At 60.9% G+C, this 23,400-nt stretch carries 22 protein-coding genes and 1 pseudogene; 12 read left to right on the top strand and 11 right to left on the bottom strand.

Annotated features, from left to right (window positions below; all coding sequences use genetic code 11):
- Window positions 1–3: 3 nt before the first annotated feature.
- A complete protein-coding gene (locus HBO10_RS04370) occupies window positions 4–1,101 on the top strand; it encodes an amino acid ABC transporter permease (protein WP_014717022.1) in 1,098 nt (365 codons plus the stop codon).
- Between the two features lie 10 nt (window positions 1,102–1,111).
- Entirely contained in the window at window positions 1,112–1,876 is a 765-nt protein-coding gene (locus HBO10_RS04365; protein WP_010444394.1) for an amino acid ABC transporter ATP-binding protein, read from the top strand.
- A gap of 61 nt (window positions 1,877–1,937) precedes the next feature.
- Here HBO10_RS04365 and HBO10_RS04360 read toward each other — a convergent pair whose 3' ends face one another.
- Together HBO10_RS04360 and HBO10_RS04355 are read right to left on the bottom strand one after the other, a co-directional pair.
- A complete protein-coding gene (locus HBO10_RS04360; RefSeq protein ID WP_034128695.1) occupies window positions 1,938–2,426 on the bottom strand; it encodes a type II toxin-antitoxin system MqsA family antitoxin in 489 nt (162 codons plus the stop codon).
- A pseudogene (locus tag HBO10_RS04355) lies at window positions 2,423–2,733 on the bottom strand (type II toxin-antitoxin system MqsR family toxin). The gene HBO10_RS04360 and the pseudogene HBO10_RS04355 overlap by 4 nt, the downstream one beginning before the upstream one ends.
- A gap of 159 nt (window positions 2,734–2,892) precedes the next feature.
- On the opposite strand from HBO10_RS04355, the gene HBO10_RS04350 reads away from it, so the two are divergent.
- The gene (locus tag HBO10_RS04350) at window positions 2,893–3,552 is read left to right on the top strand and encodes a FadR/GntR family transcriptional regulator (protein ID WP_034128694.1); all 660 of its coding nucleotides are present in this window, start codon (window positions 2,893–2,895) and stop codon (window positions 3,550–3,552) included.
- A complete protein-coding gene (locus HBO10_RS04345) occupies window positions 3,542–4,807 on the top strand; it encodes a CynX/NimT family MFS transporter (protein ID WP_034128693.1) in 1,266 nt (421 codons plus the stop codon). Before HBO10_RS04350 ends, HBO10_RS04345 begins: the two co-directional genes overlap by 11 nt.
- On the opposite strand, the gene HBO10_RS04340 is transcribed toward HBO10_RS04345, so the two are convergent.
- The 8 genes from HBO10_RS04340 to HBO10_RS04305 all read right to left on the bottom strand — a co-directional run bounded on the left by HBO10_RS04340 (window position 4,804) and on the right by HBO10_RS04305 (window position 12,524).
- Window positions 4,804–5,448, bottom strand: coding sequence for a DUF1120 domain-containing protein (locus HBO10_RS04340; RefSeq protein ID WP_034128692.1), 645 nt, complete (start codon window positions 5,446–5,448; stop codon window positions 4,804–4,806). The genes HBO10_RS04345 and HBO10_RS04340 overlap by 4 nt on opposite strands.
- An 11-nt stretch (window positions 5,449–5,459) precedes the next feature.
- The gene (locus HBO10_RS04335) at window positions 5,460–6,599 is read right to left on the bottom strand and encodes a DUF1120 domain-containing protein (RefSeq protein ID WP_052199999.1); all 1,140 of its coding nucleotides are present in this window, start codon (window positions 6,597–6,599) and stop codon (window positions 5,460–5,462) included.
- A gap of 11 nt (window positions 6,600–6,610) precedes the next feature.
- On the bottom strand, window positions 6,611–9,037 hold the full coding sequence (locus HBO10_RS04330) for a fimbria/pilus outer membrane usher protein (protein WP_230633877.1): 2,427 nt from the start codon (window positions 9,035–9,037) through the stop codon (window positions 6,611–6,613).
- A gap of 126 nt (window positions 9,038–9,163) precedes the next feature.
- Window positions 9,164–9,868: a fimbria/pilus chaperone family protein gene (locus tag HBO10_RS04325; RefSeq protein WP_034128691.1), complete on the bottom strand. Its 705-nt coding sequence runs from the start codon at window positions 9,866–9,868 to the stop codon at window positions 9,164–9,166.
- 31 nt (window positions 9,869–9,899) lie between these two features.
- On the bottom strand, window positions 9,900–10,523 hold the full coding sequence (locus tag HBO10_RS04320) for a DUF1120 domain-containing protein (protein WP_230633879.1): 624 nt from the start codon (window positions 10,521–10,523) through the stop codon (window positions 9,900–9,902).
- An 86-nt stretch (window positions 10,524–10,609) separates the two neighbouring features.
- Window positions 10,610–11,233, bottom strand: coding sequence for a DUF1120 domain-containing protein (locus HBO10_RS04315; protein WP_034128690.1), 624 nt, complete (start codon window positions 11,231–11,233; stop codon window positions 10,610–10,612).
- A gap of 12 nt (window positions 11,234–11,245) precedes the next feature.
- Window positions 11,246–11,860, bottom strand: coding sequence for a DUF1120 domain-containing protein (locus HBO10_RS04310; protein WP_034128689.1), 615 nt, complete (start codon window positions 11,858–11,860; stop codon window positions 11,246–11,248).
- Window positions 11,861–11,894: 34 nt separating this feature from the next.
- On the bottom strand, window positions 11,895–12,524 hold the full coding sequence (locus HBO10_RS04305; RefSeq protein WP_034128688.1) for a DUF1120 domain-containing protein: 630 nt from the start codon (window positions 12,522–12,524) through the stop codon (window positions 11,895–11,897).
- Between the two features lie 396 nt (window positions 12,525–12,920).
- On the opposite strand from HBO10_RS04305, the gene HBO10_RS04300 reads away from it, so the two are divergent.
- The 6 genes from HBO10_RS04300 to dacB all read left to right on the top strand — a co-directional run bounded on the left by HBO10_RS04300 (window position 12,921) and on the right by dacB (window position 19,920).
- Window positions 12,921–13,739, top strand: coding sequence for a response regulator (locus HBO10_RS04300; protein ID WP_034128687.1), 819 nt, complete (start codon window positions 12,921–12,923; stop codon window positions 13,737–13,739).
- A 196-nt stretch (window positions 13,740–13,935) separates the two neighbouring features.
- Window positions 13,936–14,571, top strand: coding sequence for a response regulator transcription factor (locus HBO10_RS04295; RefSeq protein WP_034128686.1), 636 nt, complete (start codon window positions 13,936–13,938; stop codon window positions 14,569–14,571).
- A gap of 422 nt (window positions 14,572–14,993) precedes the next feature.
- The gene (locus tag HBO10_RS04290) at window positions 14,994–15,464 is read left to right on the top strand and encodes a nuclear transport factor 2 family protein (RefSeq protein ID WP_169921932.1); all 471 of its coding nucleotides are present in this window, start codon (window positions 14,994–14,996) and stop codon (window positions 15,462–15,464) included.
- A 37-nt stretch (window positions 15,465–15,501) separates the two neighbouring features.
- Window positions 15,502–15,807, top strand: coding sequence for a GIY-YIG nuclease family protein (locus tag HBO10_RS04285; protein ID WP_034128684.1), 306 nt, complete (start codon window positions 15,502–15,504; stop codon window positions 15,805–15,807).
- 83 nt (window positions 15,808–15,890) lie between these two features.
- Window positions 15,891–18,305 carry a TonB-dependent receptor gene (locus tag HBO10_RS04280; protein ID WP_034128683.1) on the top strand — a complete coding sequence of 805 codons (2,415 nt, stop codon included), beginning with the start codon at window positions 15,891–15,893 and terminating at the stop codon, window positions 18,303–18,305.
- Window positions 18,306–18,462: 157 nt separating this feature from the next.
- Complete coding sequence (dacB, locus tag HBO10_RS04275) at window positions 18,463–19,920, top strand: D-alanyl-D-alanine carboxypeptidase/D-alanyl-D-alanine-endopeptidase (protein ID WP_034128682.1); 1,458 nt, start codon at window positions 18,463–18,465, stop codon at window positions 19,918–19,920.
- A 1-nt stretch (window position 19,921) separates the two neighbouring features.
- On the opposite strand, the gene HBO10_RS04270 is transcribed toward dacB, so the two are convergent.
- On the bottom strand, window positions 19,922–20,701 hold the full coding sequence (locus HBO10_RS04270) for an IclR family transcriptional regulator (protein WP_034128681.1): 780 nt from the start codon (window positions 20,699–20,701) through the stop codon (window positions 19,922–19,924).
- Between the two features lie 120 nt (window positions 20,702–20,821).
- Between HBO10_RS04270 and hmgA the strand changes: the two genes are divergently transcribed.
- Window positions 20,822–22,105: a homogentisate 1,2-dioxygenase gene (gene hmgA, locus HBO10_RS04265; protein WP_034128680.1), complete on the top strand. Its 1,284-nt coding sequence runs from the start codon at window positions 20,822–20,824 to the stop codon at window positions 22,103–22,105.
- 3 nt (window positions 22,106–22,108) lie between these two features.
- Window positions 22,109–23,395 (top strand): fumarylacetoacetase, encoded by a 1,287-nt coding sequence (gene fahA / locus HBO10_RS04260; protein ID WP_034128679.1) that lies wholly within the window; start codon window positions 22,109–22,111, stop codon window positions 23,393–23,395.
- The last annotated feature ends 5 nt before the right edge of the window (window positions 23,396–23,400 follow it).

The following is a 23,400-nucleotide window of genomic DNA, read 5'->3' as shown; positions in this document are numbered from 1 at the left end:
CCCATGACTACGCATACGTTCAAACCTGATATGCCGCCGCCGAGCAAAGTCTTCGGGCCGGTGGCCTGGATGCGCGCCAACTTGTTCTCGAGCTGGCTCAATACACTGCTGACCCTGCTGGCGATCTACCTTGTGTACCTGGTGGTGCCACCGATCCTGCACTGGGCCATCCTCGATGCCAACTGGGTGGGCACCACCCGCGCCGACTGCACCAAGGAGGGCGCCTGCTGGGTGTTTATCCAACAGCGCTTCGGGCAGTTCATGTATGGCTACTACCCCGTCGACCTGCGCTGGCGCGTGGACATGACGGTGTGGCTGGCCATCGTGGGCGTGGCGCCGTTATTCATCTCGCGTTTCCCACGCAAGGCGATCTATGGCCTGGGCTTTTTGGTGCTGTACCCGATCATTGCCTACTGCTTGCTGCATGGCGGCGTGTTCGGGCTGAGCAACGTGGCGACCAGCCAATGGGGCGGCTTGATGCTGACCCTGGTTATCGCCACGGTGGGCATCGCCGGCGCCTTGCCGCTGGGCATTGTGCTGGCGCTGGGGCGGCGTTCGAACATGCCGGCCATTCGGGTGGTCTGCGTGACCTTCATCGAGTTCTGGCGCGGCGTGCCGTTGATCACCGTGCTGTTCATGTCTTCGGTAATGCTGCCGCTGTTCCTGCCTGAAGGCATGAACTTCGACAAGCTGCTGCGGGCGCTGATCGGTGTGATCCTGTTCCAGTCGGCCTATGTGGCCGAAGTGGTGCGCGGTGGTTTGCAGGCGATTCCCAAGGGCCAATATGAAGCCGCTGCGGCGATGGGTTTGGGCTACTGGCGCAGCATGGGCCTGGTGATCCTGCCGCAAGCCTTGAAGATGGTGATCCCTGGGATCGTCAACACCTTCATTGCCCTGTTCAAGGACACCAGCCTTGTGATCATCATCGGCCTGTTCGACCTGCTCAACAGCGTCAAGCAAGCCGCCGCCGACCCCAAATGGCTGGGCATGGCTACCGAAGGCTATGTGTTCGCCGCCCTGGTGTTCTGGATTTTCTGTTTTGGTATGTCGCGCTATTCCATGCATCTGGAACGCAAGCTCGACACTGGCCACAAGCGTTAGGAGTTTTTTGATGAGCGAAGCAATCAAACAGCCTGTGAGCCCTGAAGGCATTATCCAGATGCAGGGCGTCAACAAGTGGTACGGCCAGTTCCACGTGTTGAAAGACATCAACCTCAACGTCAAGCAGGGCGAGCGTATCGTGCTGTGCGGCCCGTCGGGCTCGGGCAAGTCCACCACCATCCGCTGCCTCAACCGCCTGGAAGAGCACCAGCAAGGCCGCATTGTGGTCGATGGTGTGGAACTGACCAATGACCTCAAGCAGATCGAAGCGATCCGCCGCGAAGTCGGTATGGTGTTCCAGCACTTCAATCTGTTCCCGCATTTGACCATCCTGCAAAACTGCACGCTGGCGCCGATGTGGGTGCGCAAGATGCCCAAGCGCAAGGCCGAGGAAATCGCCATGCACTACCTGGAGCGTGTGCGCATTCCGGAGCAGGCCCACAAGTTTCCCGGGCAGCTTTCAGGTGGACAGCAACAGCGTGTGGCGATTGCCCGCGCGCTGTGCATGAAGCCCAAAATCATGTTGTTCGATGAGCCGACATCGGCGCTGGACCCGGAGATGGTCAAAGAGGTACTGGACACCATGATCGGCCTGGCCGAAGACGGCATGACCATGTTGTGCGTGACCCACGAAATGGGCTTTGCCCGCACAGTGGCCAATCGCGTGATCTTCATGGACAAGGGCGAGATCGTCGAGCAGGCGGCGCCGAATGACTTCTTTGATAACCCGCAGAATGAGCGGACCAAGTTGTTCTTGAGCCAGATACTGCATTGATGGAAGGTTAAAAAACAAACCCGGCCTGGAGCCGGGTTTGTTTTTTGCCTGTTGATCTGCATCAGGATGCTTGTGCCGCACGTTGTTGCTCATCTTTTGCTATGAGCAGGCGATTGAGGTCTTCTCCGACATTGAGCGCCTCGATCTCGGCCAGCAGATGCGGATGCTTATCCAGTAGGCGCATGAGTGTAAATAATGGTTCAGGAGGGAAAACCTCAGCCCTTTCGTAGCGAGAAAATGAGTTTTGCCCGCGCACAGTCAACAGCTTCACTGCCTCCTTCTGAGTGAGGTGCAGTTTGCGACGGATTCGCTTCATTTCAGCCGCGATGACTTTTCTGCCATCAATCAATAATTGGTCACTGGCATCGGAATAACGCTCTGCGCTGTCATCGTCATGATCGAATTCGATTTCCTTACAAACCTGGCATTCCCAGCCCGCGATGTTTGGAATGTCGCGCATCATGCCGCGTGTGTTGATGGTGAAGGTGCGACCTGCGAAATACTGCATTCCATCATGGGTTCCGCAATTCACGCATTGTTGGGTTTTCATAAGGTTTTCTCCTTGAAGGAGATTACGGGAGCTTCGCCGCCTGGGCTGTGAGTCACCTTGATGTAAATCTCCGTACTGTACATCTTGATCAGATAGACGTCCTGCCATATCCGGTGGTCTACATAGGTGTCATCGATTTGTACAACATTCGCGTTTCAAGGGCGCAGACCGCCAACCGCATCTGGCCGATGCTCAATTCAAGTTGACGAGCGCTCTCCCGCGCAGTTGCCGTAAAGGCTCTGTGGCCCAGCCGGATGACTTGCGCCTTGATCAAGGCCAGATCGTAATGAGGTGTGTACTTTTCCATAAGACACCTGAGTCCAATAATTACCCTCTGAGGGTGATTTTACCAATCGAAAATACTGCTCTTTTCCCTGCCTAAAAACCCTAGTGCGTTGCCTTTGTAGGCGACTCCTAATAGGCTGTAGGAAAATTCATCCTATGATTGGACGAAAGCGTAAAGCCCATGACAGACATCGCCCCGCTGATCAAACGCTCCCTGGTTGACCAGGCGCTGGAACAACTACGTCTGCGCATTGCCCAGGGTGTGTGGGCCGTTGGCGAACGCCTGCCCACCGAGCCCGAACTGTGCGCCGAGCTGGGGATCAGCCGTAACACCGTGCGCGAAGCCATGCGCGTGTTGGCATTCTCCGGGTTGATCGAAATCCGTCAGGGCGACGGCAGTTATCTGCGCTCGATGACCGACCCGTTGGGCACGATGCGTGCGTTGTCTCATTGCACCCTGGGGCAGGCGCAGGAGACGCGGCAGATTCTGGAAGTGGAAGCCATCGGCCTTGCTGCGCAACGCCGTACTGCAAGTGACCTGCGAGCATTGCGCACAGCGCTGGATACCAGCGCCGCGCTGTATCAGGGCGACCTCGAGGCCTATATCAGCGCTGACCTGGCGTTTCACCAACGCTTGGTGGACGCCGCACACAACCCGGCCTTGAGCGAGCTGTATCAGTATTTCTCCGCCATCGTCGGCGCGCAGTTGCGTCAGACCCTGAACCTTTCACCGCGTCGCCAGGCCGTGTTCGACTTGCACGTTGCCCTGCTTGACGCCGTGGAGCAGCAAGACCCCGAACGTGCCAAATCCCTCTGCCGGCAGTTGATCAATGAACCCTGAAACCCAACGCACGCCCGAACTTGAAGAGTTGTTGATTGACGCCGAGGCCGATGACGACGAGGTGCAGCACAGCCACCCGCGGGTGAGCCGGCCCTGGTTGCTGTTGCTGGGCCTGATCCTGGTGGCGCTCAACTTGCGCCCGGCCTTGTCGAGCCTGTCGCCGCTGTTGGCCGACGTCTCCAGCAGCCTGGGCCTGTCGGCCGCCCAAGCCGGTTTACTGACCACCCTGCCGGTGTTGTGCCTGGGCCTGTTCGCGCCCATGGCGCCGATCCTGGCCCGACGCTTTGGGGCTGAGCGGGTGGTGTTCGGCATCTTGCTGACCCTGGCTGGCGGGATCATCCTGCGCAGTTCATTCGGGGAAGTGGGCCTGTTTGTCGGCAGCCTGATCGCCGGCGCCAGCATTGGCATCATCGGCGTATTGCTGCCGGGTATCGTCAAGCGCGACTTCGCCGCACGCGCGGGCGCCATGACCGGCGTCTACACCATGGCCCTGTGCCTGGGCGCCGCATTGGCGGCAGGGGCCACGGTACCCTTGAGTCATTACTTCGGCGACAGTTGGCCCCTTGGCCTGGGGTTCTGGATTCTGCCAGCGCTATTGGCGGCGTTGTTCTGGTTGCCGCAAGTCGGGCAGAAGCACGGCGCCCATCGCGTCGCCTACCGCGTGAAGGGGCTACTGCGTGACCCGCTGGCCTGGCAAGTGACCTTGTACATGGGCCTGCAATCGTCCCTGGCCTACATCGTGTTCGGCTGGTTGCCGTCGATCCTGATCGGCCGTGGCCTGAGTGCCACAGAGGCGGGATTGGCGTTGTCCGGCTCGATCATTGTGCAGTTGTTCAGTTCCCTGGCCGCGCCATGGCTGGCTACCCGTGGCAAGGACCAGCGCCTGGCGATCGTGGTGGTGATGCTGCTGACCCTCGGCGGCCTGTTTGGCTGCCTGTATGCGCCGCTGGACGGTTTGTGGGGTTGGGCGATTCTGCTCGGTCTGGGGCAGGGCGGTACCTTCAGCCTGGCGCTGACCTTGATTGTGCTGCGCTCGCGTGACTCTCACGTAGCCGCCAACCTGTCGAGCATGGCCCAGGGGATCGGTTATACCCTGGCGTCCCTTGGCCCTTTCGCTGTGGGCGTGGTGCATGACTGGACCGGCGGCTGGACGGCCATCGGCTGGATCTTCGCAGTGATCGGCCTCGGCGCCATCGTGGCGGGCCTGGGCGCCGGACGTGCGCGCTACGTGCGCGTCACCTGTGAGAAGGTCTAGAGATAAACCACTTCCAGCGTGGCCGAACCGTCAATCGGGGTTTGCGTGCTCAAGTCCAGATTCTTGCGAGCATTGATCACGGTCTGCACCGTGACGTGGCTGCCTATTATGCCAATGGCGGTGGGGCCGCTGACGCTGCCCTCGATCGACGTAAAGCCCAGGTAGCTGCGGGAACCGATGTCGATGGGGTTGAGGTTGGACGTGCGCCATGCCAGGCCCCCGGTGGTGGATTCGGTGCCGTAGAGCTGCCCGTTGTTGCTGGCCTGGGTCTGCCGAGGATCGAAGGTCATGGAGTAGACGCCCAGGGGCGTGCCGTTGCTGTCGAATCCCAGCCCGTAGTAAATCTCGCTTTCGACCAGGGTCGAGTCGCTGCGGTTGTCTTGCATGCGCAGGGCATAACGTACCGGGCCGGTACACGCCATGCCGAAGAACAGGGTCTTGGCGGGTAGACGGGTGCGAGTTTCCAGGTTCAAGTCTTGTTGAGATATTTTGCCGTAGTCAATCAGGCCGCCGTTTGACAGTTGCGGCAGGCACGCGGCGGGCGTGACCAGCCCCTGGACGCTGAGGTCCACCGTCGAGGCCGCCAGCGCCGCCTGGGTGCTGGTCAATAATAGAAGGCTGCAAAGGGCAGGAATTTTCATGGTACGCACTCCTACAAGTAAATGATTTCGAGGGTGCCGGACCCATTGATACGCACGACGTCGCGCAGGTCCAGCGATTGGATGGGGGCCAGGTACGTCTTGATGCGCATCGTGCCGGTCAGGACCTGTATGGCGAGCGGGCCCGTAGTCACGCCGGTCTTGTCGGTAAAGCCCATGAGGCTGTTGGCAGCCATGGGGATCTGCCGCGCAGTGGAACTGCTCCAGGCTGCGCCATTGCTGGTGGAGTCGGTGCGGTACAGCGTGGACACGCTGTCGGCGCTGAATTCCGCTGGGTCGACCGTCAGGTAGAAACGTCCGATTTTGTTGTTGCTGGCGTCCAGGTCCAGGCCATAGGCCGTTTCATCGGTGCCGCCGGTGGCCGAGCCATCGCGGTTGTCTTTCATGCGCAGGCCGAAGCGGGCCGGAGCATCGCAGGTCACGCTCAGGCGTACGGTGCGCGTCGGTAGCGGTGTTTCGTGGGTGGCACTCAGATCCTTGGCGTACAGCGTGCCGTAGTCCACTACGCCCTGGTCCGACAGTGTCGGTTGGCAGGCGGTCGGCGCGAAGTGGGCGCGCAACGTGAGGTCGCGGTAACGCCCGCTTGCGCTGTGGTACATCATCCCGCTGACTTCCCAGGTGGTGGCGTCGCGCACCTGGGTGGCGGCCGGGTCGGCCCAGGCGCGCAGAGTCAACTGCAACGCCAGGGTTTTCCCCTGCAATACCGTGCCTTGGTGCAGCGGCGCGATGCCATGGTCGGGCCGCCATTCCAGCACGCTGGCGCTGCTCACCGGCGCCTGGCCTGCGCCGGGCAACAAGCCCAGTTCCACCGCCCGGCCGTCGAGCACGGCGTTGCCGACTTCTATGGCATAGCTGCCGTTGGGAGTGAATTGCAGGCGTTGCGCGGAGGCGGCGGTGCCGCGATAAAACAGGCTCAGGTCCTGGGCCTGGGGGCAGGTGAACGTCAGGCTCAAACGGCGCTCGCCGAGCAGGCGTTGCGGCGCGCTGTCGCTTTGCGCCAGGCGACTCATCAAGCCCAAATCCACCAGCGGTTCGCTGAGGTTGAATTGGCATTCCTCAAAGGCTTGAGCAGTGCCGGCAAACGCGAGCAATAACCCCAGGCTCACGTAGCGCAAACAGATTGCAGGGGGCATGGCAGTAGTCCTCATGGTGTGTGGCAACGAGCAGGTGCGGTTTCGAAATACACCGTGGGGTCGGCTTTTGCCGGCAGTTGGTAGCGCAATTCACAGCGTTTGCCTTGCGAGGTGGTGATCCACAGCGCTCCTTGGTCCAGCACATTGGGCAGGAACACCTGGCTGGCGTCCTGCACCAAGGTGATGAACTCACCTGTGTTCGTCGTAACGGACGCTCCCACGGGCATGGGGTTTCCATGATCGTCGCTGACGGTGAGCAGCATGCGGCGGGTCAGGCCCACGCCGAACTCGACCCGATCGACAGCGCCACGCCCGGCCGAGATCATGGCCAGGCCATTGTTGATATCGGCGTTGCGCGGTAGAGAGCGGGTCTGCACTTCCACTGGGCTGCGCCCGTAGGCGGCCACCTGCGACACCACGGCCTGGCCTTGCCAGTCGGTCCAGACCGGGCCACTGGGGGTGCTGAGTTTGATGCCGCTCATGTCGCCGACGGAAACCAGAGCGAAGGTGTCGCGCACCGGGTAGGGGGTAAATGTCATACCGTCGCCATGCACGACTACACCGCCGCGGGCGCCGCCCTGGTAGCTCGAACGCTCGGCATCGGAGCGGCTGTAGCTCAAGTCGAGTTGGGTATAGCGTGGCAATGCCGAAATGCCCACGCTGGTTTCCACCTCATGGTCACTGCTGTCGTGTTCGGCGCTGACGCGGTAGCTCAATTGGTCGTCAAGCTGTTCGGTCAGGCCCAGACCGGTACGGTTTTGGCCGCCGGAGTTGCGCACCCAACTGCGCACCCGGCGGCTTTCGCCCAACGGCACGCTGACAGTGAGGTAGACCGCGTTGTCCTGTTGCTGGCGTCCGCCCATCTGCCACTCGGCGCTGGCCGATAACGAGACTGCGCCAATGCTCGTGCCCCACGCTGCGAGCGCGCGGCTGCTGCTGTTGCCCTCGAAGGTACTCGAACGTGAAACGCCGGCGCTGAATGCGCCCAACTGCGGATGTGACCACCCCAGGTTGATACTTTGTTGATCGCGATAGCGTGAGTTGCGCTGGCTGCCGTCGCGCTCGTAGGTGCTTTCCTCCAGTTCGCGGTAGCCGCTGCTGCGCCAGGAGTTGGCGGCGCTGAACGACCATCGCTCGCTCAGGCGCTGTGACCAGGAAAGATCAGTCTGCACGCCCGAGACTTTTTCCCACGACTGGGTGTTGGACAATTGGGCGGACACCTGGATCTGACTGTCCAGCCACGGCAGCCAGCCCAGGCTGGCGCCCGCCGAGCGATACTCGCCGGTCGCCAGCACGCCACTGCCCAGGGTCAGTTGCGGATGCAAGTTCCCGGTCCAACCGGCGCTGACCACCCACGGCGCCTCTGCCTCGGCCCCGCCGACGTTACGTACGCGCCCCGCTGCGACCGAATAGCCGGGTGCAGGCAGGCCGAGACCGAGCATGGCGGCGGGTACGGTGAAACGTCGTTCCCCGCCGACACTTTCCTTGACCGTGACTTCGACGTCCGAGCGCGTATTCAGGCGACGTACATCGTTCAGCACAAACGGCCCGGCAGGCACCACGGTGGAGTGAATCAGCGCGCCGTTCTGGCGCACTTCTACCTGTGCCGGGCTGTTGGCGATCCCCTGGATTTGCGCGCTCTGGCCTTGCTCCTGAAGGGCGTGCTCGGTCAGCACCTGGACGCCGGTGATCTGTGCGCCAGACAACACCGGGTTATAGAGGTTGATCTGCCCGGCCTGCAGCACTGCCTGATGGCTGGCGAAGGTCCGTTGCGCATAGGCCTCCAAGTGGGTGCTGCGCGATAAGCCATCCTGCCAGGTCTGCACTTGGCGGCTGCGCACGATCCAGTCGCCGGCGTTGAAGCCGACTTCGGTGTTGGCTGAACCAAACCGGCTGGCGTCTTCGCCAAAGCGGTTGTAGAACCCGCTCAGGTCGTAGTTGAGCATCCCGGCAAACCCGCCGGTCTGGTAGCCCGAGATGTCCTGTTGCACGGGGCGCAGTGCTTCGGTGGGCACGACCAGTGCCAACGTCAGTGTCGACGGGTCCGGTTCCACCAGGCTTTGCGGATACCGCAGAAGAAAATCCTGACAACCCACGGGGTCAGCGGGTATCACCAGGTTGGCGGCGTCCAGCAACGCACGGTCCAGGCAGGGGTTGCCCTGTTGATCGAAACTGACCTCCAGGCGTCCCCGGCGCAGGCCATTGACCCGCAGGTTGACGTTATGACGGCCGGCGGCAAAGCGCGGTGTTGCCAGCAGCAGGCTGGCCAACTGTGGATCGATGCCGCGCTGATGCAAGGTCTGGGCGTCGAAGCCTGCGGGGCTGGTGTCGTCGGCCCACGCCTTGTCCGGCATAAGCGCATACAGCAGCAACACCAGCGGCAAGGCTGGGCGAATGGGCACGGCTTCGCCGTCACGGTAACTCAATACTGTTTTCACGCAAGGTACTCGCTTAGTGAACGCACAGCCCTCATTGGGTTCGGGGCTTTGGGCGTTCTGGTGACGGTCGATAAGCCGTCACTTCGTTATCCAGGCGGCGGTCTTGGCGACGCCTGTGGTTTTCTGTCAGAGGGTGATGGGGGCGTCGTAGGCCTTGACCGCAAACCCGTACACAGTGGCCGGTTGCAGCCTGACCGTCTTGGCTTGGCCACCGCTGGCAGGCACGCTCAAGGCTTCACCTGGCAGCACGTAGGTGCGCGGCAGCATCGCCTTGCCGTCACCGGGCAACAGCCGCAGCTCCTGGGCCAGGCGCACCACATAGGGCGTGTCATTACGCACCTGCAATTGGCCGTCGCGCAGGGTCCATGTCAGGCCGGTCCAGGGGCTGCGATTGGGTGCCAGGCCCTTGGGATGCACAATCACCGGCAGGTTCTGGCGCACGGTCACGCCCACGCGGGCATGACCGGCGGCAGTGGCTGCGCGGCCCTGGGGCATGCCTTCGAACACGGCGCGTTTGAGCCGCTGGGTGAGCAACGGTTTTTGGTTTTGCAGAATAAAGCGCACCAACTGGGATTTGGACGCTTCGACTCGAGACAGCGGCGGCGTCACCACCAGCAGGGGTTCGGTATCTTCCGGAATATCCTGCAAGGTCACATGCAACAACGAGAGCTGGCTGTCGGAGTTGGTCACCGAAACGGAAGCTTCACCATCGGCCTCGTGGACGATCACCACGGATGTGTCCGGGACCATGCCGTCAGCCTTTGCTTGGTTGCCGAATATCAGCAGCAGGGCAATAAGGCCGAACGCGGTGTTTGAGCATGTCATCGTCATGATGGGTTTTCCATTAGGCGAAATGAGTGGGTCAGAGGTAACGCAAATCCAGAACGATGGAGCCGTCGAGGGGCACTTCCTGATTCAGGGTCAGGTACTGCGAAAAGTTGATGGCGGTGTCCACTTGAAGCTGGACCCTCAACTGGCTGATGAAGTCGGGTTGACGGTCGCCCGTCGGGGCAAAGGCCATATAGGATCGCGGGTAGCCATTGGGCTCGGGCGTCCAGCTTTCGCCGCTGTTGGTGGAGGCCAAGACCTGCATGGCCTGTGAGTCTCCCACCGGGTTGCGGTACGACAACGCCACGGAGCCGAGGCGTTCGTCCGGTGCATGGATGTTTCTGCCCAGCCCATAGAAAAAATCCGGTGCCAGGGAAGACTCCGCACGATTGTCGATACCCACCAGCGCAAACAGCATGGGCCTGGCGCATTGCACCTGCAGCTCGAGTTGCCGGCTGGGCAGCACGGTGAATTCGTCGACAAGGAGGGTGTGTGCGGGGATCTTTCCGTGGTCGACAAAACCTTCATCCGACAGCTCGATATAGCAGGCATCCGGTGTCACACGACCGGTTACCGTAAGCTCGGCAGCGGCGCCCGCACTGACCTTGGCCGCAGCGCCCAGGGATAACCACAACACGGCAAGGAAACGGGTGAACATAGTCATCGATTCATCACTGGCACGGGTGAACACAGCCCACGGCGAAGCCCATGCCCGTCAAGGATGAGGGCATGGGGCGCCATGGGTCAGAGGTACTTCACTTCAAGGGTGGCGGAGCCGTCGATGGTTACTTCGTTGCTCAGGTCCATGCCATCGGCGCGGTTGATAGCGGTGTACACGTTCAGGTCGACGGTCAAATCCTTAACTGCCAGGGGCTGGGTGTGGTCATCCATCGAGGCCACCGACATGTACAGGCCTGCGTCCCACTCAGGCCATCTCATCCAATTCTGAAGGTCAGTGGAGGAAATCGTCTGCACTACCACGCCTTCATCGGCGACCGGGTTGCTCATGCGGATGTAGTAATAACCCAGTTGCTGGGTCTCGTTGATAAAGCCCAGCCCATAATATCCTGAGCCTGGCGGGCTTGAAGTTGCACGGTTATCCACCGAGTGCAGGGCAAACTGAATCGGGGCGTCACAATTGACTGTCATTGCCAGGGTCTGTCTACCGAGAAATGTCTGCCTGTCTGTATTCAAGTCCTTGGCGGAAATCTTGCCATGGTCGATCACGCCACCGCCGGACAAGCTGGGTGTGCAAGCGCTGGGCACGATCAGGCCTTTGACGGCCAGGTCCACGCTGGAGGCAGCGAAGGTGGTGGCCGAGCCGAGCAGCAATACGCCGGCGGCCAGGGTGGTCAATCGGGTTTTCATCGTAGGGACTCCTTAAAGGTAATTGACTTGTACGGTGGCGTGACCGTCGATAGGGACTTCGTCGGTCAACGTCAGGTTGTTGGCAGGTGCGATGTGGGTGATCAGGCGGATCTCGGCGTCCAGTTCCTGAACTGCAATCGGTATCACGTCGTCGCTGTGGGCGATCGCCGTCAGCAAGGTATGGCTGAGCATCACCGAAGGCATCCAGGTCACGCCGCCATCCCTTGAGGTGATGGTGCGCACGGAGACGCCGTCGGCCACGGGCAAATAGAGACCCAGCCCGGCATCGCCGACTTTTTCATCGTTGGGTGTGGTGCCCAGCCCATGCCAGCTGAAGTGGCTGGCGGCGGTGCCTGAACGGTTGTCGATGGTGTTGAGGGTGAAGTACGTCGGCCCGTCGCAGCGCACACTCAACAGCATGGTTTCTCTGGGCAGATCGGTGTAGGTGTCGGTGTTGAGGTCCTTGACCGACACCTTGCCGAAGTCCACAGTCCCGCCGCCGGAGATGACTGGTGAGCAAGCGCTGGGGGTGATGCTGCCGCGCACGAGCAAGTCTGTGTTGCTGGCGGCGAATGCTGTCGGGCTGAGGAGCAAGGCGCCTATCAGGCCGGATGCAAAAACATTCATGTCAGTGAATCTCCTTGGGCATGGGGCAGAGGCGTTATAGGTATTTGACTTCAAGCGTGGCGGACCCGTTGATTGGAACCTCTGTGGTCAGATCCATTCCTGCTGTCGGCGCGATGATGGTTGCCACCATGAGGTCTGCCAACACCTGCTGGACCGGGGTGGGTGCCCACCTGCCGGTGATGTTGTCGCCAAACGAAGCGAGGTAGGAGGCTGGCCACATGTCACCCGGGAAACTTGCCCGCCAGGTGAGGCCGTTATCCGAGGACTCAATCATGGAGATCGCTGCGCCATCGGCGATCGGATTGCTTAAGGTCAGGGAGAAACTGCCTAATTTTTTTCCGCTGACCAAGCCCAGGCCATAGCTGTTCCTCGGGTCGTGGGCGTCACCAACGTTATCAATGCCCTGCAGGGCTAGCAGGGTTGGCGCATCGCACGTGATGCCCAGTTGCAGGTTGTGACTTTTAAGCACGGTCCATCCCTCCGGCCTCAAATCCTTGGCCGAAATTTTTCCGTGGTCGACAATCCCGCCGCTTGAAAGGCTAGGTGCACAGGCGCTGGGTGTGATCAGCCCTTTGACGGCCAGCTCCACGCTGCTGGCTGCGAATACCGATGAACTCATGGCGAGCAGCAGGGCACTGCTCAGTAGGGCTACAGGGCTCTTCATTTTTCTGTTTTTTCCATTGCAGGCTGGCAGATAGAGGTGCGTGCAACGCAACGCCCGCTTCGGTGCCGGCGGGTGGTTGTCGGTGCGACGGTCTCGATATTTTTTGCAGCTGCCGGGGAGTGGCAAGCCGTCCCTCTTTTGGGGTGGGGCACAATTTAGCGAGAGGTGTGCGCGGGGGAAATACAACTAATACGACATTGGCAGGGTGGATCGAATAGGGTGAGTTCGCGTTTTTTCGTAGTTGTTGTATCGGCTTTAAGCCATTCAAAAGGTTATTGGTTTTGTGTCGATAGCATTCAAAGGAATGTGGCGATCGTTGCTGCCTGAGTAGGCCTCTATGGCTATTGCGCCAGTGCCGAAGGTTGCTGCCGTATCAATAGCTACGAAGAGGTACTGATGGGTTCGCTGTCAGGTTCAACCGCAGGCGCGAGCCGCAAATCGAGATCGCCTGTTACTCCCCCGCCTCACTGGCGGCAGTTGCATGTCCTGGTGGCGGAGGATCATTCAGCCCACCGTCTATTGCTGGGTTGCTTGCTGCGAAAACTCGGGTTGGACCATGAACTGGTCGCCGACGGGTATCTCGGGCGAGTGGCTTATGCTCGTCGGCCCTTTGACCTGGTGATCACTGATTGCCAGATGCCCGTCATGGACGGTTACAGCATGGCCCGCGCCATTCGCCAATATGAGCACCACGTCGGCTTGAGGCGAGTGCCGATCATCGCGTTGACCGCCGACCTGCAAAACGACAGCCCCCAGCGCTGCCGCGACGCGGGCATGGATGCCTGGCTGCTCAAGCCTCTGACCCTGGAACAATTAAGTGCCGTTTTGGCGCGATGGCTCCCGGGTGCCGATCACATGCCTATCGGTGCGGAGCCTGTTGCGAAGGTTATGGGGTGGCCCGCCCGCGCGAGCCTGGTCGCGACGTTTGGCAGTGAACAGGTGGTCAATCAACTGTTGGAAAATCTGCTGGTCGAGGCTTGGCAAGATCACGACCTGTTGGGCCGTGCCTGTGCCGCATTGAACGCATCATTGACCGCCGAACGCCTGCATCGATTGACGGGTAGCCTGGTATTTATAGGAGGAACAGGGCTTGAGTCCTGTGCCGTGAGGTTGATCGAGCAGGTTCAGCGCGATGGCGTGTCTGCGCACCAGGCGGAGTTGACATCGTTCCAGGCACGCTTGCGCACCTATCTGGATTATCTGTCCACTCTGTGAAAGGTGTTTACAGAGGGTTTAAGTTATTTGGAAGTCTAGTTTTTGCTGTAGGTGGTTTCCTATTATGTTGTAGTCCAAAAAATAGCCGCTACTAAACATTGGCTTCGGCTGCAAGTGGGTCTTTGTTAGTAGTTGTTGATGAGCGCTGACAGAGGTATTTTGCGCGGATTCAAGTTGCCACCATTCGTAGGTATCTATGCTTCGAGTAATTATTGCTGACGATCACCCTATTGTTCGAGTCGGGCAGAGAGTCGTGATTGAGGCGAATGGCAAGTGCAAGGTGGTCGGCGAAGCCGACGGCCCCGATCAATTGCTCGGGGTGTTGAGTACTACGGCATGTGATGTGCTGGTCACCGATTTTGCCATGCCGGGCGGTCAGCAAGCTGATGGCTACAGCCTGTTGAGCCTGTTGCGTCGTCAGTACCCGAACGTGCCGGTAATCCTGGTGACGATGTTCGCCAATGTTGCCACCTTGCGTGCCTCCTTCGCCCATGGTGCCAAGGCAGTGGTCGCCAAAAGTGCCTCTGCCAAGGAGTTGCCCCTGGCGATCAAAGCCGTGTGCGCGGGCCAGACCTTCGCCAGTGAATGCCTGCGGGTGCAACTGGTGGAGGCGGGGACAGGCAATCAGTCCCATGAGCCGCAGTTGTCCGGCAAGGAGAGCGAGGTGGTGCGTATGTTGGCCAGCGGCATGACGGTCAGCCAGATCGCGGCCAAGGTCCACCGGAGTATTTCCACCATCAGCAAACAGAAAAGTACAGCGATGCAGCGGCTGAGTATCTCTACAGATGTTGAACTGTTCGCCTATGCGCGTGCATCGGGAATGGTGCCTTAGAAAGTTGCAGTTTTATGACAGTGGTTTAACTAAAGGCCAAATTCAGGATTCGTATTAGTTGTATGGGGCTGGTGCGCTAAGTGCTCTAACTTGTTGTTAGCGCCTGCTGGCATTAGTTGAGGGTTGTTTAAATTCCCGGTCAAATTAGTTGAGACGAAATACCCATTGTGCGATGTACTTGCTTGTGCCCGCGTAACCGCTGGTTAATCGACCGTAAGTGATGCGACCCTGACGGAGGTCAGTTGCAACGCGCCTGCATTGATAGCCGTCAAGGCCGCGCGGCTAGTGTTCAAGTCCGCACTGCCGACCGCTGAAGAGATCCAGATCGACGGCAGCGCTATTTTTGTCATGAATGCCCATGGTCTTCGCGGCCTGTGCGGATTATCGTGCAGGCCTGACAATAATTGCTGCGGAACCTGCCCATGAGTGCTGCTCACGATGCTCTGATCCACCGCTTCTATGAGGCCTTTCAGCGCCTTGACGCCGAGGCCATGGCCGCTTGCTACACCGACGATGTGGTCTTCAGCGACCCGGCTTTCGGCGAACTGCGCGGGCGAGACGCCGGTGATATGTGGCGCATGCTTACCACGCGGGCCAAGGATTTTTCCCTGACGTTCGACCATGTGCGCAGCGATGACAGTACCGGCAGTGCCCATTGGGTGGCGACGTATTTGTTCAGCGCCACCGGCAATACCGTGGTCAACGATATCGGTGCGCGGTTCGTGTTCCGTGACGGCAAGATCTGTGAACACCACGACCACTTCGACCTGTGGCGTTGGTCGCGCCAGGCGTTGGGCCTCAAGAGCCTGTTGCTGGGTTGGTCGCCCGCGCTGAAAAGCGCGGTACGTGCCCAGGCGCTCAAAGGCTTGAAGGCATTTCAGGCCGGGCGTTGATAAGCTTGGCGCTCTTCTGGTTTGCCGACATCGACTTGTGACTGATCCCTCTGAACCCAAACCCTGGTTCGTCTATCTGGTGCGGGCCGCCAATGGCTCGCTGTACTGCGGTATCAGCAATGACCCCGTGCGCCGGTTTGCCTCGCACCAAAGCGGCAAGGGCGCACGGTTTTTTCTGTCCAGCCCTGCCGTGGCCTTGGTCTATACCGAGCAATGTGCGAGCAAGGGCGAGGCGCTGCGTCAGGAGCGCTTGATCAAGAAATTGAAGAAGAGTGCCAAGGAGTGCCTGGCCGCGAGTGGCCTCGAGAGCGGCATACACAAAAATAGTTGCGAACCCATGTGAGGTAAACCTGCGCCCCATCCGTGTAGTGCTTGAAACTGCGATCTATTCGCATTAACAGCGTTTTCAACACGGGTTCTCAGAGCATGAAGTCGACGGCGGGCGGTTGGGTAAAACAGTGGCTGGGAGCTTCGGTCTTGGCAGTGTCGGGGCTGGCGTTGCTGCCCTTGAGCGTTGCGCGTGCGCAGGAGCAGCACAGCGCCCAGTTCAATTTTGCCCTGGCAGCCAAACCACTGCCCCAGGCCCTGAGCGAGTTCAGCCGGGTCACCGGCATCAGCGTGATCTATACCGATGAAGCGCCCTACGGCCTCAATGCCCCGGCAGTCAGCGGGCCGATGACGGCTCAGCAGGCGCTGCAACGCCTGCTGAGCCGATCCGGCTTCACGTTCCGCCAGATCGATGCCCGCACCCTGGCGCTGGAGCCGGTGCCAACCGACGGCGCGGTCAACCTCGGCGCTACCACCATCAGCGGCGCCAACCTCACCCAGGACAGCACCAGCTACCAACCGCCGCCGACCAGCTCGGTAATGCGCTCCCATGGGTTGCTGTTGGAAACCCCACAAACCGTCAACGTAGTGCCTGCTCAAGTGCTGCGCGACCAGCAACCGCGCAACCTGGATGACGCGCTGGGCAATATCAGCGGTATCACCCAGACAAACACCCTCGGCAGCACCCAGGACGCGGTGATGTTGCGCGGCTTTGGCGACAACCGTAACGGCTCGATCATGAAGGACGGTATGCCGATGGTGCAGGGCCGTGCCTTGAACGCGACAGCCGAGCGCGTCGAAGTGCTCAAGGGCCCGTCGTCGCTGTTGTATGGCATCCAGGACCCAGGCGGTGTAGTCAATATCGTCAGCAAAAAGCCTGAGCTGGTGCAGTCCACTTCCCTGACCGCACGCGGTTCGACCTTCGGCAGCGGCAAGAACGGCAGCGGCGGTAACCTCGACACCACCGGGCCCCTGGGTGACAGCGGCCTGGCTTATCGCCTGATCGTCGACCATGAAGACGAAGATTACTGGCGCAACTACGGCACCCACCGCGAAACCCTGGTGGCGCCGTCCCTGGCCTGGTATGGCGACACCACCCAAGTGCTGCTGGCTTATGAGCACCGCGAATTTCTCGCGCCGTTCGACCGTGGCACCGCCATCGACCCCAAGACCAACCATCCGTTGAACATCCCCGCCACCCGCCGTCTGGATGAACCGTTCAACAATATGGAAGGCCGCTCCGACCTGTATCGCCTGACTGTCGATCATGATCTGAACGACGACTGGAAAGCCCATTTCGGTTACAGCTGGAACCGCGAGACCTACGACGCCAGCCAGGTGCGCGTGGTCAAGGTCAACACCAACGGCACCCTGACCCGCAGCATGGACGGCACTCAGGGCGCACTGACCACCGACCGCTTCGCCACCGCCAGCCTTGAAGGCAAAGTAGATGTTGCAGGTATGCAGCACGACCTGGTGTTCGGCCTGGACGATGAGTACCGCAAGATCTACCGCGCCGACCTGATCCGCCAGGCACCGCGGGGCACCTTTGATTACACCAACCCGGTGTACGGCAACGAAGTCGCCGGTTCCAAGGTGAGCGCGCCGGACAGCAACCAGACCGACCTTTTGCGCAGCGATTCGCTGTTCTTCCAGGATGCCATCCACCTCAACGATCAATGGATTCTGGTCGGCGGTGCGCGCTACCAGATGTACGACCAATACGCCGGTAAAGGCGTGCCGTTCACCGCCAACACCGACGGCAATGGCCAGAAGTGGGTGCCTCGGGCCGGGTTGGTGTATCGCTACAGTGACGAATTGTCGTTCTACGGCAGCTACACCGAGTCGTTCAAACCCAACTCCACCATCGCGCCATTGGCCAATAAAACCGTGTTGGACGGCAGCTTGCAGCCGGAAGAATCCAAAGCCTGGGAGCTGGGTACCAAATTCGACTTGCCGGGGCGTATCACCGCCAGCGCAGCGTTGTTCACCATCGATAAACGCAACGTGTTGGTGCAGGTAGGCGAAGGCCTGGCCTCGGAGTACAGCATGGCCGGTAAAGTGCGCTCCCGTGGTCTGGAGCTGGATGCCAGCGGCCAGCTGACGGACAAGTGGAGCCTGATCGGCAGCTATGCCTACACCGATGCCGAGGTCACCGAAGACCCCAAGCTCAAAGGCAACCGCCTGCAGAACGTGGCAAAAAGCACCGGCTCGCTGTCAGCGGTGTATGACTTCGGCAGCATCCTGGGCGGTGATCAACTGCGCGTCGGCGCCGGGGCGCGTTATGTCGGCGAGCGGGCAGGGGACGCGGCCAACAGTTTCGAGCTGCCCAGCTACACCGTGGCTGATGTGTTCGCCAGCTACGACACCAAGCTTGAGGGGCAAAAGGTCAAGTTCCAGCTCAACGTGAAAAACCTGTTCGACCGTACCTACTACACGTCCTCGGTGAATACGCAGTTTGTGTCCATGGGCGATGCGCGGCAGGTGTCGGTGTCCAGCACGCTTACCTTCTAACGCCATCCCTTTGTAGGAGCGAGCTTGCTCGCGAAAAACGTCAACGCTCACGCGGGCTGCCTGGTTCAGCGCGGTGACTGCGCGTTCTTCGCGAGCAAGCTCGCTCCTACAGTGTTAGCGTTGCCGTTATTGTTGATTTTGCGGGAACGGCACACTGATGCACTTTGGAAAATGGATACACACCGGCACTCTGCTGGTCGGCTTAAGCTTCTTGCTGGGCGGCTGCGCCAGCGTTTCACCGACTTCCACCCCGGCAACCCTGGATAAGTTGTTAAGCGACCCGGCGCTGCACGGCGCTACCGTCTCGCTGATGGTGCGCGATGCCCGCAGTGGCGCCACGCTCTATCAGCACAACCCTCGTACCCGGCTGGTGCCGGCGTCCAATCTCAAATTGCTGACCACTGCCGCAGCGATGGATGTACTGGGACCGCAATACCGCTTCGCCACCCAACTGCTGAGCAATGGCATACGCCAGGGCGACCGCCTGACCGGCAACCTGTACCTGCGTGGCCTGGGCGACCCGAGCATTCAGTTTGCCGACTACCAGGCGTTGGCCGCGCAATTGGCCAGCCAGGGCGTGCGCCAGGTGCAGGGTGATCTGGTGTTCGATGACACCTGGTTCGATGCCGAGCGATTGGGGGTGGATTGGTCCCATGACGATGAAACCACCTACTACGGCGCGCAGATCTCGGCGCTGACCGTGGCGCCCAATGCGGATTTTGATGCGGGCAGCGTACTGGTTACGGCCAAGGCGCCATTGCGGAACGGCTCGCCGGTGAGTGTCGATATTTTCCCGCCTACTGATTACCTGCAACTGAGCAACCGTGCCATGAGCGGACCGGGCAACAGCTATGGAATCAATCGCCGTCACGGCACCAACCTGTTGCAACTCAGCGGCGCAGTAGCGCCGGGAAAGCAGAGCCAGCAATTGGTCAGCGTCTGGGAGCCAACGCAACTGGTCGCGAATCTGTTTGAACAAGCCCTGGCGCAACAGGGCATTACCGTACTGGGGCGTCGGGTGATGGGCGGGGCAAGCCCGGCGGCGGTAACGGTGCTGGCCGAGCACCAATCGGCGCCGTTACAGGCGTTGATCACACCGCTGCTCAAGCTTTCGAACAACAATATGTCTGAAGCCTTGCTCAAGGCCATGGGGCGCAAGACGGCCAATAGCGGCACGGCAGCGGCGGGTGCTCTGGCGGTGGCCGGGTTCCTCAAGCGCCAGGGGCTGGAAACCGCCACATTCAGTCAGGTCGACGGCTCAGGCCTGTCGCGGCGCAACCTGGTGTCGTCGCAAACCCTCACCGACCTGCTGCTGGCCGCCAGCAAACAGCCGTGGTTCGACGCCTGGTACAACGCGCTGCCGATTGCCGGCAACACCGACCGCATGACCGGCGGCAGCCTACGCTATCGCTTGCGCGACACGCAGGCGCAAAACAACCTGCACGCCAAGACCGGCTCCATGGGCGGCGTGTCGTCATTGAGTGGGTACATCTCCGATGCCGGCGGGCGCAAGCTGGTGTTCTCGATGCTGACCAACAACTACGTGGTGGCCGGCGCGCAGGTCAAGGCGTTGGAGGATCGCGTGGCCGTGGCGCTGGCGCGCAGCGACGAGTGATTCAGGGCTGATAGCCCATCCGCCAACTCACGGCCCGGGTCGCCGCCAGCAAGCGCTGCGCCGCCGGGCCATCTTCATCGGCATGGAACAGCGAGGTTGGGCCGACCACGGTCATCACCGCCGCGACTTGCCCGACCGCATTGAACACCGGCGCCGACAACGCATCCACGCCGGGCATCAGCAGGCCATGTACAAAGTGCAGGCCGCGGCTGCGGATTTGCTCGCACACGCTGGCATAGGCCTGATCGTCCGCCAAGGTGTGAGCGGTGCTGGCTTGAACCTCGCGTTCGCGCAGCTCCACGGTTTCCCGCGACGGCAAGTAGGCGCTGAACACCAACCCGGTGGACGAACTGAGCAGCGGCAACACCGAGCCCAACTGCGTCACCACGGTGACGGCGCGCACGGCCGGCTCAATCTGCACCACGGTCGCGCCCTGGTTGCCCCACACCGCCAGAAAGCAGGTTTCATTCAACTCATCGCGCAGTTCGGCCAAGGGCATGGCGCCGACTTTCAACACATCCATGCTGCCCAGCGCCGCCAGCCCCACGCGCAACGCTTCGCGGCCCAGGCCGTAATGGTTGGTGGCGCTGTTCTGTTCGGCAAAACCCGAGGCGATCAGCGCCTGCAAATAGCGGTGGACCTTGCTCGCTGGCATCTGCACATGCTCGGCCAGGCGTGACAGCGAGGTGGCCGGGGACAGTTCGGCCAGGGCCTTGAGAATATCGGTGCCGACTTCCGCCGAGCGGACTTTCTGTTTACCGGTGTCGCGGGGCTTTTCCATGGAAGGGCGAGAATCCGAGAGATGAATGGGCGTCTTTATAGCTTGACGGTCGACAGTGATCAAATTACGTTATGCGTAACTGGATTACGATAAAAACAACTTCTGTATAGAGGAAGATCCATGGACCTCGAATACCTTTCGGGTTTCGGCAACGAATTCGCCAGCGAAGCCTTGCCTGGCGCGCTGCCGGTCGGCCAGAACTCGCCGCAAAAAGCCCCCTACGGGCTCTACACCGAACTGTTTTCCGGCACTGCCTTCACCATGGCGCGTAGCGAAGCCCGGCGCACCTGGCTGTACCGCATCCAGCCGTCCGCCAATCACCCGGCGTTCGTCAAACTTGCGCGGCAATTGGCCGGTGGCCCGCTGGGGGCGGTGACGCCCAACCGCCTGCGCTGGAACCCGCTGGATATTCCGAGTGAACCCACGGACTTTATCGATGGACTGGTCGGCATGGTTGCCAACTCGGGGTCGGAAAAACCTTCGGGCATCAGCATTTATAACTACCGCGCCAATCGTTCCATGGAGCGCGTGTTCTTCAACGCCGACGGCGAGTTGCTGATCGTGCCGGAGCAGGGCCGCTTGCGCATCGCCACCGAACTGGGCGTGCTGGATGTCGAGCCGCTGGAAATCGTGGTGCTGCCCCGTGGCCTCAAGTTCCGTATCGAACTGCTGGACGCGCAAGCCCGCGGCTACATCGCTGAAAACCATGGCGCCCCGCTGCGCCTGCCTGACCTGGGGCCGATTGGCAGCAACGGCCTGGCTAACCCGCGCGATTTCCTCACGCCCGTCGCCCGTTACGAAGACCTCAAGCAACCGACCACGCTGGTACAGAAATTCCTCGGCGAACTGTGGGCCTGCGAGCTGGATCACTCACCACTCAACGTGGTCGCCTGGCACGGCAACAATGTGCCGTACAAATACGACCTGCGTCGCTTCAACACCATTGGCACGGTGAGTTTCGATCATCCGGACCCGTCGATCTTCACCGTGCTGACCTCGCCCACCAGCGTGCATGGCCTGGCCAACCTCGACTTCGTGATCTTCCCGCCGCGCTGGATGGTGGCCGAGAACACCTTCCGGCCGCCGTGGTTCCATCGCAACCTGATGAACGAATACATGGGCCTTATCCAGGGTGCCTACGATGCCAAGGCCGAAGGCTTTCTGCCGGGCGGCGCATCGCTGCACAGTTGCATGAGCGCCCACGGCCCGGATGGCGAGACCTGCACCAAGGCCATCAACGTGGACCTGGCGCCGCACAAGATCGATAACACCATGGCCTTCATGTTCGAGACCAGCCAAGTGCTGCGTCCGACCCAGTTCGCCCTGGAGTGCCCCCAACTGCAACCTGCTTACGACGCGTGCTGGGCCTCGCTGCCCGCCACCTTCAACCCGAACCGGAGATAACCCATGACTCAACCAACGCAGACCCGCAGCTGGGTGGCCTCGGCCAATGGTCACGCGGATTTCCCTCTGCAGAACTTGCCCCTGGGCGTGTTCAGCATCAACGGCTCGGCACCGCGCAGTGGCGTGGCGATTGGCGACATGATCCTCGACCTGCACGCCGCGCTGGATGAGTTTGACGGTGATGCCCGGCGCGCCGTCGAAGCCACTGCGGGCGGGCAGTTGAACGCGTTTTTCGAACTGGGCCGTGGGCCTCGCGTTGCCCTGCGCCAGCGCCTGCTGGAACTGCTGGCCGAAGGCAGCAAGCTGCAAACCCGCGAGGCGCAAGTGCTGCACCGTGCCGCCGATTGCCAGATGCACCTGCCGGCCAAGATCAATGACTACACCGACTTCTATGTCGGCATCGAGCACGCGCAGAACGTCGGCAAACTGTTCCGTCCCGATAACCCCCTGTTGCCCAACTACAAGTACGTGCCGATTGGTTACCACGGCCGTGCCTCGACCATTCGTCCCTCGGGTACAGAGGTGCGACGCCCTAAGGGCCAGACCTTGCCAGCCGGGCAGTCCGCGCCGACCTTTGGCCCATGCGCGCGCCTGGACTATGAGTTGGAGCTGGGCATCTGGATCGGCCAGGGCAATGCCATGGGCGATGCGATTGCCATTGGTGATGCCGCCGAGCATATCGCCGGTTTCTGCCTGCTCAACGACTGGTCGGCGCGGGATATCCAGGCCTGGGAGTACCAGCCGCTGGGGCCGTTCTTGTCGAAAAGCTTTATCACCAGCGTCTCGCCGTGGGTGGTGACTGCCGAAGCCTTGGAGCCTTTCCGCAAAGCCCAGCCGCCGCGCCCTGAAGGTGATCCGCAACCGCTGCCTTACCTGCTGGATAAGCGCGATCAGAACGCGGGCGCTTTTGATATCGAACTGGAAGTGCTGCTCACCACGGCCTCGATGCGTGAGCAAAACCTGCCCGCCCATCGCCTGACCCTGAGCAACACCGAGCACATGTACTGGACCGTGGCGCAAATGGTGGCGCACCACAGCGTCAATGGCTGCCAGTTGCAGGCGGGTGACCTGTTTGGTTCGGGCACGTTGTCTGGCCCGCAGCCGGGGCAGTTCGGCAGCCTGTTGGAAATTACCGAAGGCGGCAAGAAGCCGATTGAATTGGCCTCCGGCGAGGTACGTAAATTCCTTGAAGACGGCGACGAAATCATTCTGCGTGCCCGTTGCAGCCGAGAGGGCTTTGCCTCCATCGGCTTCGGCGAATGCCGCGGTACCGTGGTTGCGGCGCGCTGAGAGGG

Origin of the sequence: Pseudomonas sp. WS 5503, assembly GCF_012985385.1 — a bacterium.
Lineage (GTDB): Bacteria > Pseudomonadota > Gammaproteobacteria > Pseudomonadales > Pseudomonadaceae > Aquipseudomonas > Aquipseudomonas paracarnis.
The sequence above is the reverse complement of the archived record's forward strand: the minus strand, read 5'-3'. Positions and strand labels throughout refer to the sequence as shown.

Excerpts from the sequence above, each read along its gene's own strand:
- HBO10_RS04290 (WP_169921932.1), top strand. The coding sequence starts at position 14,994 with ATGAGTGCTGCTCACGATGCTCTGATCCACCGCTTCTATGAGGCCTTT.
- dacB (WP_034128682.1), top strand. The coding sequence starts at position 18,463 with ATGCACTTTGGAAAATGGATACACACCGGCACTCTGCTGGTCGGCTTA.
- fahA (WP_034128679.1), top strand. The coding sequence starts at position 22,109 with ATGACTCAACCAACGCAGACCCGCAGCTGGGTGGCCTCGGCCAATGGT.
- HBO10_RS04360 (WP_034128695.1), bottom strand. The coding sequence starts at position 2,426 with ATGAAAACCCAACAATGCGTGAATTGCGGAACCCATGATGGAATGCAG.
- HBO10_RS04345 (WP_034128693.1), top strand. The coding sequence starts at position 3,542 with ATGAACCCTGAAACCCAACGCACGCCCGAACTTGAAGAGTTGTTGATT.
- HBO10_RS04270 (WP_034128681.1), bottom strand. The coding sequence starts at position 20,701 with ATGGAAAAGCCCCGCGACACCGGTAAACAGAAAGTCCGCTCGGCGGAA.
- hmgA (WP_034128680.1), top strand. The coding sequence starts at position 20,822 with ATGGACCTCGAATACCTTTCGGGTTTCGGCAACGAATTCGCCAGCGAA.
- HBO10_RS04315 (WP_034128690.1), bottom strand. The coding sequence starts at position 11,233 with ATGAAAACCCGATTGACCACCCTGGCCGCCGGCGTATTGCTGCTCGGC.
- HBO10_RS04340 (WP_034128692.1), bottom strand. The coding sequence starts at position 5,448 with ATGAAAATTCCTGCCCTTTGCAGCCTTCTATTATTGACCAGCACCCAG.
- HBO10_RS04370 (WP_014717022.1), top strand. The coding sequence starts at position 4 with ATGACTACGCATACGTTCAAACCTGATATGCCGCCGCCGAGCAAAGTC.
- HBO10_RS04320 (WP_230633879.1), bottom strand. The coding sequence starts at position 10,523 with ATGTTCACCCGTTTCCTTGCCGTGTTGTGGTTATCCCTGGGCGCTGCG.
- HBO10_RS04280 (WP_034128683.1), top strand. The coding sequence starts at position 15,891 with ATGAAGTCGACGGCGGGCGGTTGGGTAAAACAGTGGCTGGGAGCTTCG.
- HBO10_RS04300 (WP_034128687.1), top strand. The coding sequence starts at position 12,921 with ATGGGTTCGCTGTCAGGTTCAACCGCAGGCGCGAGCCGCAAATCGAGA.
- HBO10_RS04295 (WP_034128686.1), top strand. The coding sequence starts at position 13,936 with ATGCTTCGAGTAATTATTGCTGACGATCACCCTATTGTTCGAGTCGGG.
- HBO10_RS04335 (WP_052199999.1), bottom strand. The coding sequence starts at position 6,599 with ATGCCCCCTGCAATCTGTTTGCGCTACGTGAGCCTGGGGTTATTGCTC.
- HBO10_RS04305 (WP_034128688.1), bottom strand. The coding sequence starts at position 12,524 with ATGAAGAGCCCTGTAGCCCTACTGAGCAGTGCCCTGCTGCTCGCCATG.
- HBO10_RS04325 (WP_034128691.1), bottom strand. The coding sequence starts at position 9,868 with ATGACGATGACATGCTCAAACACCGCGTTCGGCCTTATTGCCCTGCTG.
- HBO10_RS04365 (WP_010444394.1), top strand. The coding sequence starts at position 1,112 with ATGAGCGAAGCAATCAAACAGCCTGTGAGCCCTGAAGGCATTATCCAG.
- HBO10_RS04310 (WP_034128689.1), bottom strand. The coding sequence starts at position 11,860 with ATGAATGTTTTTGCATCCGGCCTGATAGGCGCCTTGCTCCTCAGCCCG.
- HBO10_RS04350 (WP_034128694.1), top strand. The coding sequence starts at position 2,893 with ATGACAGACATCGCCCCGCTGATCAAACGCTCCCTGGTTGACCAGGCG.